Annotated in this window: 15 protein-coding genes; 14 read left to right on the top strand and 1 reads right to left on the bottom strand. The window is 66.0% G+C overall.

Features of this window, described 5'->3' with window-relative positions:
* Window positions 1-38: 38 nt before the first annotated feature.
* From cobT to METLI_RS07475, 5 genes are all read left to right on the top strand, one after another.
* A complete protein-coding gene (gene cobT / locus METLI_RS07495; protein ID WP_004039231.1) occupies window positions 39-1,049 on the top strand; it encodes a nicotinate mononucleotide-dependent phosphoribosyltransferase CobT in 1,011 nt (336 codons plus the stop codon).
* A gap of 36 nt (window positions 1,050-1,085) precedes the next feature.
* Complete coding sequence (locus tag METLI_RS07490) at window positions 1,086-1,640, top strand: GMP synthase subunit A (RefSeq protein WP_004039230.1); 555 nt, start codon at window positions 1,086-1,088, stop codon at window positions 1,638-1,640.
* A 20-nt stretch (window positions 1,641-1,660) separates the two neighbouring features.
* Window positions 1,661-2,170 (top strand): YkgJ family cysteine cluster protein, encoded by a 510-nt coding sequence (locus METLI_RS07485; RefSeq protein WP_245529344.1) that lies wholly within the window; start codon window positions 1,661-1,663, stop codon window positions 2,168-2,170.
* Complete coding sequence (locus METLI_RS07480) at window positions 2,163-3,365, top strand: TraB/GumN family protein (protein ID WP_004039228.1); 1,203 nt, start codon at window positions 2,163-2,165, stop codon at window positions 3,363-3,365. Before METLI_RS07485 ends, METLI_RS07480 begins: the two co-directional genes overlap by 8 nt.
* A gap of 121 nt (window positions 3,366-3,486) precedes the next feature.
* On the top strand, window positions 3,487-4,005 hold the full coding sequence (locus tag METLI_RS07475; protein WP_004039227.1) for a nitroreductase family protein: 519 nt from the start codon (window positions 3,487-3,489) through the stop codon (window positions 4,003-4,005).
* Between the two features lie 27 nt (window positions 4,006-4,032).
* Here METLI_RS07475 and METLI_RS12445 read toward each other — a convergent pair whose 3' ends face one another.
* Window positions 4,033-4,860: a helix-turn-helix transcriptional regulator gene (locus METLI_RS12445; RefSeq protein ID WP_004039226.1), complete on the bottom strand. Its 828-nt coding sequence runs from the start codon at window positions 4,858-4,860 to the stop codon at window positions 4,033-4,035.
* A 92-nt stretch (window positions 4,861-4,952) separates the two neighbouring features.
* Here METLI_RS12445 and METLI_RS07465 point away from each other — a divergent pair, with 92 nt between their 5' ends.
* From METLI_RS07465 to METLI_RS07425, 9 genes are all read left to right on the top strand, one after another.
* On the top strand, window positions 4,953-5,483 hold the full coding sequence (locus METLI_RS07465; protein WP_004039225.1) for a methyltransferase domain-containing protein: 531 nt from the start codon (window positions 4,953-4,955) through the stop codon (window positions 5,481-5,483).
* Window positions 5,484-6,098 carry a cobalt-factor II C(20)-methyltransferase gene (locus METLI_RS07460; protein ID WP_004039224.1) on the top strand — a complete coding sequence of 205 codons (615 nt, stop codon included), beginning with the start codon at window positions 5,484-5,486 and terminating at the stop codon, window positions 6,096-6,098.
* Complete coding sequence (locus METLI_RS07455; RefSeq protein ID WP_004039223.1) at window positions 6,095-6,811, top strand: cobalt-precorrin-4/precorrin-4 C(11)-methyltransferase; 717 nt, start codon at window positions 6,095-6,097, stop codon at window positions 6,809-6,811. Before METLI_RS07460 ends, METLI_RS07455 begins: the two co-directional genes overlap by 4 nt.
* Entirely contained in the window at window positions 6,808-7,680 is an 873-nt protein-coding gene (cbiG, locus tag METLI_RS07450; RefSeq protein WP_004039222.1) for a cobalt-precorrin 5A hydrolase, read from the top strand. The genes METLI_RS07455 and cbiG overlap by 4 nt, the downstream gene beginning before the upstream one ends.
* The gene (gene cobJ / locus METLI_RS07445; protein WP_245529343.1) at window positions 7,655-8,431 is read left to right on the top strand and encodes a precorrin-3B C(17)-methyltransferase; all 777 of its coding nucleotides are present in this window, start codon (window positions 7,655-7,657) and stop codon (window positions 8,429-8,431) included. The genes cbiG and cobJ overlap by 26 nt, the downstream gene beginning before the upstream one ends.
* Window positions 8,421-9,047: a precorrin-8X methylmutase gene (locus METLI_RS07440; protein WP_004039220.1), complete on the top strand. Its 627-nt coding sequence runs from the start codon at window positions 8,421-8,423 to the stop codon at window positions 9,045-9,047. Before cobJ ends, METLI_RS07440 begins: the two co-directional genes overlap by 11 nt.
* Window positions 9,037-10,056, top strand: a complete 1,020-nt coding sequence (locus tag METLI_RS07435; protein WP_004039219.1) for a cobalt-precorrin-5B (C(1))-methyltransferase — start codon at window positions 9,037-9,039, stop codon at window positions 10,054-10,056. The genes METLI_RS07440 and METLI_RS07435 overlap by 11 nt, the downstream gene beginning before the upstream one ends.
* Window positions 10,053-10,625: a cobalt-precorrin-7 (C(5))-methyltransferase gene (locus tag METLI_RS07430; RefSeq protein WP_004039218.1), complete on the top strand. Its 573-nt coding sequence runs from the start codon at window positions 10,053-10,055 to the stop codon at window positions 10,623-10,625. The genes METLI_RS07435 and METLI_RS07430 overlap by 4 nt, the downstream gene beginning before the upstream one ends.
* Window positions 10,626-11,485: 860 nt before the next feature.
* Complete coding sequence (locus METLI_RS07425) at window positions 11,486-12,808, top strand: cobyrinate a,c-diamide synthase (protein ID WP_004039216.1); 1,323 nt, start codon at window positions 11,486-11,488, stop codon at window positions 12,806-12,808.

The following is a 12,808-nucleotide window of genomic DNA, read 5'->3' as shown; positions in this document are numbered from 1 at the left end:
AAGGAAATTTTTTGGGTCTATCCTCTATATACATTGATATGGCATTTCTCTCCGACAATCCCTCGTTCGAGTTCACGCGGCCGCTCTTTGCGGCCGTTCTCGGAAACACCGCCCTCTCGATGGTCCCGGGCATCTCAGGGGCCGGGTCCACGCCTGCGCGGACCGTCTTCACCCCGATCCTGGACGCCGAACTGATCACGAAGGGGGCGATCCACTCGATGGGCTACAAGCCCAACACCCCGACGAACTGCCCGACGCCGGCGGTGATCACCCGCTCGATGACGACCCTCTGCGGGATCGATCCGGTCTTCATCAACGCCGGGATGTACAACCGCCCGACTGTCCCCTGCCTGGACGTCTACGGCGAACCCGGCGCCGACCCCCGCGAGACTGATGCGGTGCCGAAGGCGCGGGCGCTCTTTGCCGCCGGCGAAGGGGTCGGCCGCCACCTCTCGCGGTGCGCCGACCTCCTGGTGCTCGCGGAGTGCGTCCCCGGCGGGACGACGACGGCCCTCTGCGTCCTGCGCGCCCTCGGCTACGACGCCCGGGTCTCGAGCAGCTTTGTGAACAACCCGGTTGCGCTGAAGGAAGAGGTCTGCCGGGCGGTGCAGGGCCGCGTGGATGATGCCGGGATCACCGATCCCCTCGACGTGGTGCGTATCGGCGGCGATCCGATGATGCCGGTCGCCGCCGGGATTGTAAGCGCCTTTTCCGGAGCGGTGGTGCTGGCGGGCGGCACGCAGATGCTCGCCGTCGATGCAATCTTAAAGGGGCTGGGAAAAGAGATGGCCCCGCTCGTCACCACGGCCTACGTGCGCGCCGACCCCTCGGCGAACTTCGAGGCGGTGGCGGCGGCTGTCGGGGCAAGGGCCTATTATGTGGACCCGGGCTTCGACACCATCGGCGATGCCGGGCTTGCGCGCTACTGCGAGGGCGAGGTGAAGGAAGGGATGGGTGCGGGCGGGGCCATGTTCCTTGCCCGCCTCATGGGCCGCACCGACGAGGAGATCAGGTCGGCGATCCTCTCGACGGTGCTCTCATTCCGCTGACAAAGGCTATTACCCTGATACTACCATACTTTTTTAATGCTTCCCATTTTTGTCGTGAACAACCATGGGCAATTCAACCACCTTATCCACCGCAAACTCCGGGATATGGAGATCGAGGTGAAGATGGTCCCGAACACCACCCCTCCGTCCGAGGTGGCGAGCGGGTGCCGCGGGATCATCCTGGGGGGCGGGCCATCCCTTGAGCGCGCCGGCAACTGCGCCGAATACCTTGACCTCGGGCTGCCGGTGCTCGGCATCTGCCTTGGTCTCCATATCATCGCTACGGCGCGGGGCGGTTCTGTCGGGCCGGGATCTCACGGGGGTTACGGTGGAGTCTGTGTCCGGATCGCACAGGAGAGCGAGATCCTTGCCGGTTACCCGGAACAGATCCGGGTCTGGGCTTCGCATGCCGACGAGGTGAAGGCGGTGCCGGCCGGCTTCTCGGTCTATGCCGCTTCCGATATCTGCCCGGTCGAGGCGATGGGGCGCCCGGAAGAGCGGCTGTACGGGGTGCAGTGGCATCCTGAGGTGAGCCATACCGAGAACGGCGACCTCGTCTTCCGCAACTTCGAGAGGATATGCGGACTCTAGACGCTCTCGCCGATGAGATCATGGCGACCGGTTTTCGTTGCACCGGGTGCGGCGCCTGTTGCAGGGAGGTATCGCCAGGCTCGAATCTCGTCATGGTCACCCCGGCCGAGGCCAGGGCTGTGGCCGATGCGGCCGGGCGTACCTTCGACGGCGTTGCCGAACCCTATCCCGATTTTATCGAGGGGGAAGACGGGGCCAGGTACACCTTCGACTGGTCTCTCAGGCGGGAAGACGGTCGCTGCCTCTTTCTCGAAGAGGGGCGGTGCACCGTCTACGGGGCGCGCCCCTGGATCTGCCGCACCTATCCCTTCATGCTCGACGGCGACCGTCTGGCCGTCTCCGAGTGCCCCGGGCTCGGTGCGGAGATGAGCCGGGAAGAGGCCCGCCTGCTCGCCGCCCTCCTCATCGGGCGGCAGGAGGCCGAAGAGGCCGAAGAAGAGGGGATACGATCGGTGCTGGCGTCGACGGCCGTGCCGGTTGAGACCTGTGCCGTTGTCGATTCCGAGGGGGTCTGGCCGGTCCATGGGTGAGATCAGACTTGTGGGGACGGCGCACGTCTCGGAGAAGAGCGTTGCCGAGGTCAGAGCCGCAATCGAGGAGTTCCAGCCCGGCATCGTCGGTGTCGAACTCGATCCCGGACGCTACAACGCCCTCAGGCATGAACAGGCCCCGCCGAAGGTCGAAGACGTCCTGAAGGCCGGCAACTTTTCGCAGCTTCTGTTTCAGTGGACCCTTGCCTATCTCCAGCGAAAGATCGGCATGGACGTCGGCGTCGAACCCGGCGCCGAGATGGTGGCGGCGATCGAGGAGGTCGAGGGGCGCGGTCTGCCCCTGGCCCTGATCGACCGGGACATCAGGATCACCCTTGCCCGTTTCTGGGAGGGGATGAGCCTCTGGGAGAAGGTGAAGATGGTCTATGCACTTGCCCTCTCGGTGGGCGGTGTCGAGGGCGATGAGATCGACATCGACGCCCTCACCAGGCAGGACGTCGTCTCGGCGGCCCTCGACGAGTTCAGGAAGTTCTCGCCGAACGGGGCGCGGGCACTCATCGACGAGCGGGATGCTTATCTTGCCCGCCGTATCCTCGACCTCTCCGGCCGCTACGACCGGGTGATGGCGGTGATCGGCGCCGGCCATGTCAGGGGCGTCGAACGCTATCTCAGTTCTCCCGAACTCCTCCCGCCCGAGGCCGACCTCGTCGCCCGGCCAAAAAGTTATCCCTGGGGTACGATCGTCGGCGGCGCCTTCATTGCAATGTTTGCGTTCCTCATCATATCCCTGGCGTTTTCCGGGGTCGGCTTTGAGGTGCTCGGCTGGGCGATCCTGTACTGGGTGCTGATCAACGGCGTTCTCGCGGCGGTCTTCACCCTTGCGGCAGGCGGCCACCCTCTCTCGGCGGCGACGGCCTTTGCGGTGGCCTGGCTCACCTCCCTCAACCCCCTGATGGCGGCCGGATGGTTTGCGGCCGCCGTGGAGGCGAAGGTCAGAAAGCCCTCGGCCTCGGACTTCCAGCGGATCATGGACGCCGAGGACTTCTCCCAGATGCGGAAGGTGCCGATCTTTCGGGTCGTGCTGGTGGCGGCGCTTGCGAATGTGGGTTCGACCCTGGGGACGATCGCGTACTTCGCCTTCATCTCGCCGATCCTCGGGATCGATCCGACGGTGATCATTCCAATGGGCTTCTCGAACTTTATCGGATGGCTTGGCGGCCTGTTCTCATTCTGATCTCTTTTTTCAGGCTTATTTTTCATCGTATGGACACAGGAATCCCGGTCCGGTCCGGGCCGGGGGATCTCGTCTCCTCCCCTTCGCAACTATTATCCTCTTTCCCTTCCCAGAGAGGAGCATGCATATTGGTCCGAATCTTGGGCTTACCATCATCAGGACGCGCCACTCGATCAGGAGCTACAAAGAGGACCCGATCGATGAGAAGATTGTCAGGAACGCCCTCGACTGCGCCCACCTCGCCCCGTCGGCAAGGAACGAGCAGCCGTGGCTTTTCGGTGTCGTCACGAAGAAGGAGACGCTCTCCCAGATCGCCGCTCTCGCCGATCACGGGCGGTTCATCTCCGGCGCACCGATCTGCTTTGCGGTCTTCGGGAAAAGAGACGCAAAATATTATCTTGAGGACTGTTCGGCCGCCACGACCCAGCTGATCCTGGGCCTCTGGGCCTACGGCGTCGGCTCCTGCTGGGTTGCCGGGGAGAAGAAAGAGTATGCTGACGCCGTCCGCACCCTCCTCGGCGTCCCTGAGGACTACACCCTCGTCTCCCTGGTGCCGGCAGGCTACCCGAAGGAGGTCACCCTGGCCGCGAAGAAAGACCTTGACGATATCGTTTTTTCAGAGAAATATTCCGGGGCGTGAGCCGGGGGCGAACGCCCGTGCCCTTTTTTACAGGCCCGCATCTTTCGGCCGGCAGAATATCAGGGAGAACTCCAGATAGTTGACGCTCATGACATCGAAGTGAGCGTCGAGCTCCCTGAGGAAATCGACCTGCCGCCAGATCTGCATCTCAGGGATGAAGGCGGCGATCTCTCTCAGGAGAAACCCGCCGATGAGGGATGTGTCGGTCATCTCCCTGGTGAGCGGCAGGAAGGTGACGAGCTGCGCTCCAGGGGCGAGGAGCCGCGCGATCTCGGGCAGGACTGCCGCAAGGTCGGCCCCGGCAAGGGCCGGGGCGATGACCAGATCGAAGGTCTGATCCCTGAAGGGGAGGCGCTCCTGCCTTGCGGCAACGGGAAGGAACCCTTCCTTTATCGTTCCTTCCCTGCTGACGAGCCAGCGCTCCGGGATATCGCCGGTCAGGTCGGCGGTCGCCGCCGCAAAGAGGGCCGCCTGCTCGCCTTTGAAGGGCTCGGTGAGGAGTGCGATCCGCTCGAGGGGGCGTTCGCTCTCGAACTCGGCCACCATCAGATCCTGAAAGGCGGCGGCGATGAAGCGGTAATAGTCTTCGATGATCAGCCCGATCCCGCTTTTGCGGGCGTCGAGCAGGGCCTGCCGCCCGGCATCCGTGACAGAGTAGACTTTTCTCTCCGGTCCGATCCCGCTTGGTTCCCTGACATAGGAGACAAGCCCCTTTCGTTCGAGGGAATTGATCATTTTGTAGAGATCGCTGTGACTTTTGTGGAGACCGCGCTCTTCGAGGCGGAACTTCAGCCCGTACACATGGGAGGGCGCGGTGTCGAGGGCGGCGAGGATCTCCAGCTCAGGGTCACGCATATACTATGGTGATGCAGGTGAGTAGTAATACCTTCTTAAACGCGTTTAGAAAAACAAGAGTTAATTAGCCGTGGCAGGTCACCTTTACCTACATGGAGAAGGGACTTTCTGGCGGCCCGACACAGGACGAGGTTGCGGCGGTGGCGCTCTGGCACCTCCGCCTGAGAGCCGGGTGCACCGTCGCCGACGTCGGCTGCGGGACCGGGAAGATCGCGGTGGCCGCCGCATGCACGGCCGGCCGGGTGATCGCCGTGGATCGCCGCCCTGAGGCGGCTGCATGCACGAAAGAGGCCGCGAGCGTGGCTCTTGCCCGGAACATCCAGGTCATCTGCGGCGAAGCGGCCGATGTCCTCAGGGGTGCGGGCCCGATCGATGCCGCCTTTGTCGGCGGGTCGCGGGACCTCGAGGCGGTGCTCGGTGTTCTCGCCGACGAGGTGAGCGGGCGGATCGTCGTCGACTGCGTCCTTCTCGGCACCCTCCACCGTGCGGTGGAGACGATGCAGCGCCTCGGGATCTTCAGGGAGGTCGTCTCGCTCCAGGTCGCCCGTTCCCGCACACTCGGGAGCGGGCTGATGATGGCCCCGGCAAACCCGGTCTGGCTCGTCATCGGGGAGGCGGCCTGAATGCTCGTCGGCGTTGGCATCGGCCCCGGCGATCCCGAACTCCTGACCGTGCGTGCGGTGCGGCTGATCAAGGAGGCCGATGCGGTCTTTGTCCCCGGGCGGGTGGCGGCGGCGATCATCGCCCCGTACCGCACCGACGTGCAGGTGCTCTCTTTTCCGATGACCGACGACGAGGACTATATTTCCAGGTGCATTGAGGAGAACGCCGAGACGATCGCCCCGCACGCCCGATCCGGCCTCTCTGTATTCTGCATCCTCGGCGACCCGAACTTCTACGGCACCTTCTCCCGCCTGACGGCCGTGCTCACCGATCGCCACCCCGACATCACCTGCACCACGGTGCCCGGGATATCGGCGATCACCGCCTTCGCCTCGGCCGCCGGCGTCTCTGTTGCCGGCGGCGTCGGGGTGAGCGACGGTTCCCCCGAGTCTTCGCGCCTTCTCCTGAAGGTGAAACGGCCGAAAGAGACGGCCGAGCGTCTCAGGGAGGAGGGTTTCGACGAGTTCGTCCTCGTCGAGCGGATGTACATGGAGGGGGAGCGGATCTGCCGCGGTGACGACCTTCCCGAGGAGAGCAGTTATTTCAGCGTGCTGTTTGCGAGGAAAAACGAATGAATACGATATATTTTGTCGGTGCAGGTCCGGGCGATCCCGACCTGATCACGGTGAAGGGAAACAATCTCCTGATGCGGGCCGACCTGCTCATCTACGCAGGGTCGCTCGTGAACCCCGATCTTGTCGCCCGCTCCCCGGCCCCGGAGAAGTACGATTCCTGGGGGATGAAGCTCCCTGAGATGGTGGCGCTCATGCGCGAGGCCGCACTGGCGGGAAAACGCGTGGTGCGCCTCCACTCCGGCGACCCCTCGCTGTACGGGGCGATCGTCGAGCAGATCGCCGAACTGGAGCGCGACGGGATCGCTGTCGAGGTGGTGCCCGGCGTCTCCTCGATGTTCGGCGCCGCCGCGGCGTTGAAGACGCAGTTCACCCTCAGGGGCGTATCTGAATCGGTGATCGTCACCCGTCCGGCCGGGGCGACCCTGGAGAAGGACATGATCGCCGAGTTCTCCCGCTCCGGCGCCACGATGGTCGTCTTCCTCGGCACCGAGCACCTCGAAGCGGTGGTGGCGAAGGCCGAGTGCCCGCCCGAGACGCCGGCCGCCGTCGTCTACCATGCCACCTGGCCCGACCAGAAGGTGGTCGTCGGCACGGTCGCCGATATCGCCGCAAAAGCGCGTGCCGCCGGGATCGAACGCTCGGCCCTGATCATCATCGGCGGGGTGGTGGACGCCGCCAGATCGGGCTACGTCAATTCGGATTTATACGGATGAAGACGGCGGTGATTTCTCTCCGGCGTTTTGCCGGGGATGCAGAGCGGCTTGCGGCGGTCGTCGGCGGGGAGTATCTCCCCTATGCCCCCGGCGTCTTTGAACGGGCGTTCGAGGGCTACGACCGGATCGTCGCCCTGATGTCCGCCGGGATCGCCGTGCGCGCCATCGCCCCCCTCCTCACCTCCAAGTGGCGCGATCCCCCGGTGGTCGTGGTGAGCCCCGGCCTCGGTTTCGCCGTCCCTCTTGTCGGCGGCCACCACGGCGCAAACGATCTCGCCCGCGAGATCGCCGCTGCCACCGGGGCGGTGGCCGTGATCTCGACGGCGACCGAGGCGCTCGGGCGCCCCTGCGTGGAGGGGATCGCCGCCGCTACGGGGACGCAGGTTGCAAACCCGGCCTCCACCCTCCCGGTGAACGCCGCGATGCTCGATACCGACGTGCCGGTCTATACCGTGGGCGGTCCGGCCGTGGTGGTGGCCGGACCGGCGGTCTCGGTGCTCGCCCGCGGCGGGGGCTATGTCGTCGGTGTGGGATGCCGGCGCGGCGCCTCTGCCGACAGTGTCGTCTCTGCGATCATGTCGGCGCTCGGTGAGGCCGGGATCGCGGCGGGCGACGTGCTCGTCTATGCGACGACGGAGAAGAAACGGGACGAGGTGGGTCTGACCCGGGCGGTCGCGGACCTCGGCGGGGTGCTGGTCTTCCTGCCCGACGCCGTCCTGAACCGGGAGACGCCGCCCTCGCCCTCGCGGGCCGGGTTGATCGGGCTCTCCGGCGTGGCCGAACCCGCGGTCCTCGCCCTTGCGCAGCGGCGCGAACTGGTGCTGAAAAAACGTGTCTATGGGGATGTTACAGTTGCAATCGGACGATAAATCAGGGAAACTCTATATTGTTGGCACCGGGCCTGGCGGGGCCGCCTGGATGACCGGACGGGCCGCCGAGGCGATCAGGGAGGCGGAGTATGTCATTGGAAACGCCTTTTATCTCGAACAGATAGAAGCCCTCCTCGAGGGGAAGACGGTGATCAGGAGCTCGATGGGTAAGGAGGTCGAGCGTGCGCGCCGGTGCATCGACCTCGCCCGTGAGCACCGCGTCGCCATGGTGAGCGGCGGCGATCCCGGCGTCTACGGGATGGCCGGGATTGTCCTTGAAGTGCTGGAGGGATCGGACGCTGCGGTGGAGGTCGAGGTGGTCCCCGGCGTCACCGCCGCCTGTGCCGGCGCTTCACTCCTCGGTTCGCCGCTCACCGGCGACCATGTGACCCTCTCCCTCTCTGACCTGCTCACGCCCTGGGAGGAGATCGAGCACCGTCTCGACTGCGCCTTCGCGATGGGCGTGCCCGTGGCGCTGTACAACCCGAAGAGCCGCGGCAGACCCGAGAACCTCTCCTGCGCCCTCGCGATCGCCCTCCGCCACGCCTCGCCCGAAACCCCGATCGGGCTCGTGCGGAATGCCTGCCGGGAGGGGGAGGCGACGTCGGTCACCACGCTCGGCGCCCTCGCCGCCGACACCTCGGCCGTCGATATGCACACGGTGGTCTTTGTCGGAGGAAAAGAGACGGTCCCGACGAAAAACGGCGGAATGCTCACGCCGAGAGGTTACAGGAGGAAATATGTATATTGATCCCGGCGCCGACACCCCTGAGGGGTATCAGATCTCGCGGACGAGCCGCGCCCTTGCCAGGCAGGTGATCGGCGATAGGACGGTCGAAGACCGGATCAGGCAGCGGTGCGCGATCGCCGTCGGGGATTTCGTGATGGCCGATCTGGTAAGGTTCAGGGGCGACGCCGTCGCCGCCGGGCTTGCGGCCCTCGAACGGGGGGCGCCGATCGTCACCGACATCCATATGGTGCAGATGGGGATCAGGAAAAAGGAGCACACCTCAGAGGTGCTCTGCGCCCTCGACTTCGGGGCCGAGATCTCGGCCGAGCGCGGGATCACCCGTTCATCTGCGGGTTTCCTCGCCCTGCGCGACAGCCTGGAGGGCTCGATCGTCGTGATCGGCAACGCCCCATCCTCACTCCTCTCCCTCTGCACGATGATCAGGGAAGGGGTGCGCCCGGCGCTCGTGATCGGGATGGCGGTCGGCTTCGTGAACGCCGCCGAGTCGAAGGAAGAACTCCGCGGCCTCGATATCCCCTCGATCACCACGCAGGGAACGCGCGGGGGGACGCCGCCCGCGGTGGCGGCGATGAACGAGATCGTCACGATATTCGTGGAGCAGCAGCGTGCGGCGTGAGGCGGTCGTCGATCCGGTCACCGGCTATGTCTATCCAGAGGAGTGGGCGGCGCGGTGCGCAAGCCCGGATGGGCTTGACCTCGCCGCCTCCGGGCTCGGGGTGCTCACCGCTTCGGGTGCGGTGCTTCGCCGCGGCTTTACCACCGGAACGACGGCCGCCGCGGCGGCAACGGCGGCAGTGCTCTCCCTGAGAGGGCCGGTCTCGGCGGTCGCCGTCACGCTCCCCTGCGGGCTTGTATTTACGGTCCCGGCAGAGGGGAGGGACGGCACCGGGTCGGCGAGAAAAGACGCCGGGGACTATCCCTCCGACGTCACGGCCGGCCTGCTCTTTGTGGCGACCGCAGAACGTGCCCCTGCCGGTCTCATTTTTGAGGCGGGCGAGGGGATCGGGCGTTTCGCCAGGGACACACCGCGGTTTCGCGCCGGTGCGGCGGCGATCAGCGAGACGGCGATGCGGTCGATCCTGGAAGGGATCAGGGACGCGATGGCAGCGATCGGGCTTCCGGGCGTGCGGGTCCGCCTCTCCATCCCTGAGGGGGCGGCGATCGCCGGGAAGACCCTCAACCCCCGCATCGGGATCGAGGGCGGGATCTCGGTCCTGGGCTCGACCGGGCTCGTCGAGCCCTGGGACGACCACCTCTCCGAGTCGGCCTTCGAGCGGATCAGGGGGGCAGAGCGGGTGGTGCTCACCACCGGGAGGATCGGGCTGCGTTACTCCCGTCTCCTCTTCCCTGACCACGAGGCCGTGCTCGTCGGGGTGAACCTCGGGCGGGCGCTCGACGAGGTCGGGGGGGAGGCGGTGATCTGCGCCCTGCCCGGTCTTGTGATGAAGTTCATCGACCCTGCAATCCTGGAAGGCACCGGGTGCGGTACCGTCGAGGAACTGACGGCGACGCCGGCGTGGCCCGGGATCATGGCGCGGGCGTTTACGCGTTTCAGGGCCGACCGTCCGGGCGTCAGGGTCGTGATCGTGGACAGGGACGGCGGCGTCATGGGGGACTCAGGGTGAAGATCGTCGGTGTGGGCTGCGGCCCCGGCATGATCACGGCGGCAGCGGCGGCGGCGATCGCCGGGGCGGCGGTCATCTACGGATCAGATCGCGCCATCGACCTCGCCCGCCCCTATATCCGCGAGGGGGCGGCGGTGCACGAGATCACCGACTACAAACGCCTCCGGTCGCTCCCTGACGATGCGGTCGTCCTCTCGACCGGCGACCCCATGCTCGCGGGGCTCGGTTATCTCGGGGGCGAGGTGATCCCGGGCATCTCCTCGATGCAGGTTGCCTTCGCCCGTCTGGGGATCTCGCTGGTGAAGAGCGCGGTCGTCACCGCCCACGGGAAGGATCACGCGGCGGCGATCGCCGACGCCGCCCTGGAGGTCTCCCGCGGGCGGGTGGTCTTTCTCATCGCCGACCCTGCCTTCTCGGTCCCCGACCTTGCGGCGGCCCTGCCTCCCGAGGTGCGGATCGCCGTCTGCGAGGACCTCGGCTACCCGCAGGAGCGGATCGCCCTCGGGACGGCGGGAGCGCCGCCGGTTCCTGAAAGCGGGCTCTTCGTCGTGGTGGCTGGTGATCTCTGAAAAACTGGCTCTGTAAAAACCTTCACATTTCTGGATGCCTCTGCCCGGGGGTTGCACCCCCGGACCCCCGCGCACGATTGCCCCTGGATGTGCGGGGAAAGGCAGGGCTGAGAGCCTTTCGATGAAAAATTCAGGATGGTCGTGCCGGAGGGTTTTGTGGGTTCCTGCCCCAATCGCATTCGGCGGGGGGGTAGGGGGGCAGCCAGCCCCCCGGGTGGTGTCTACCCTCGTTTCTGGAACCCTCATGTTCTCAGCGCGAGGATGTGGAAAGAGATCTGATGAGTGGAGCGGACACCGCCCGGGGGTTGCACCCCCGGACCCCCGCATGCGATTGCCCTGGATGTGCGGAGGACGGGCGGGCGTTGCGCCTCTCGATGAAAAATTCTGGATGGCCAGGGCGGGGCGGTTTTACGGGTTCCTGCCCCCAATCACACTCGGCGGGGGGGGTCGGGGGACAGCAGGCCCCCCCGGCAAGGGGCTGCTCGATTTCCCGTACCCGCACACAACACCCGCCTCGCGCCGGGGGTTGCACCCCGTTGGGGTGGATTGCCCTGGACATGCAGGGACGGACGGGAGGAACATCTAACGATGAAAAATGATGGGTGGGCGTGCCGGGGTATTTTGTCCATCCCCGCACCAATCGCAATTTTGCGGTGCACAGATCCCCCATGTGATCCCGAAAACTGCCGGGCGAATGGTTTCTTACAGGTCATCTCATCGCCCGGTTCCACGATAAAGGGACGACCTACGATACCCTCGCCAGTGCAGCGTCACGTGTTCTCGATCGGCGTTGGAGGTGAGCGCTTCAAGAGAGCGGGAAAACCCAATCTTCATCCATCCTGCCGATCAATACTCGACCGATGATCCCGGCAATCGTCATCGCAGGCACCCACTCGGGCTGCGGCAAGACCACCATCGCCAGCGGCGTCATGGCGGCGCTGCGGGCGCGGGGTCTTGTCGTCCAGCCCTTCAAGGTCGGCCCTGACTTCATCGACCCCTCCCACCACACCGCCATCTGCGGCCGCCCGTCGAGAAACCTCGATCCCTACATGATGGGTACAGACGGCGTGGTCAGGACCTTCATCTCGGCCTCGGCAGGTGCGGACATCGCCGTCGTCGAAGGCGTGATGGGAATGTACGACGGCCTTGAGGGCGAAGAGACCGGGAGCACGGCGCATGTGGCGAAGATCCTGGGCGCCCCGGTTGTCCTTGTCGCCGACATCAAGGGGATGTCGAGGAGCGCCCATGCGCTCGTCGGCGGTTACACCGCCTTCGATCCCGCCGTCCGCTTTGCCGGGGTGATCTTCAACCGCGTCGGGAGCCCGCGGCACCGGCAGATGATCGAAAAATACCTCTCCATTACTGCCCTCGGGTGGGTGCCGACCGAGCGGGAAAAGAGCGTCGGGAGCCGCCACCTCGGGCTTGCGATGGCCGGCGAGGCGAGCATGGCCGCCTTCGGGGAGGTGTGCGCCGAGCACTGCGACCTCGACGCCCTGATAGGATCGGCGTCGTCGTCGCCGCCTGCTGCCCCCGCGCCGGTGCGGCAGGGGCAGCAGCCTTCGGTCCGCCTGGGCGTCGCCCTCGACGCCGCCTTCTGCTTCTATTACCAGGACAACCTCGACCTCCTCAGTCAGGCCGGGGCAGAAATCGTCCCCTTCTCCCCCCTCACCGAGGCTCTCCCCGACGTCGACGGCCTCTATCTCGGCGGGGGCTATCCCGAACTCCATGCCGGGGCGCTCTCCCGCTCCCCCTGCACCCGCGAGATCAGGGCGGCCGCCGCGGACGGACTGCCGGTCTATGCCGAGTGCGGCGGCCTCCTCTACCTCTGCGAACGCCTCTCCTGCGGGGAGGGAGACTTCAGGATGGCCGGCGTCCTGCCAGGCGAGGCCGGTATGCACGGGCGTTTCCAGGCCCTCGGCTACGTGGACGCCCGGAGCACGGGGGCATCGCCGCTTCTTCCGGCCGGGCTCTCTTTCAGGGGGCACGAATTCCATTACTCCTCGGTCGAGACCGCCCCGGATGCCCGCTTCGCCCTGGACCTCGGGCGAGGGAAGGGGATCGTGGACGGGAAGGACGGTCTATCTGAGCACGCCGTCCTCGGGGGCTACAGCCACGCCTATCTGACCGGTAACTTCGCCGACGCCTTTGTGGCGGCGATGGGGCGCTACCGGCGGGGACGGTGA

Source organism: Methanofollis liminatans DSM 4140, assembly GCF_000275865.1.
In the GTDB taxonomy this organism is placed as follows: Archaea; Halobacteriota; Methanomicrobia; order Methanomicrobiales; family Methanofollaceae; genus Methanofollis; species Methanofollis liminatans.
Note: the sequence above shows the minus strand (reverse complement) of the source record. Positions and strands in the feature narration are given on the sequence as shown.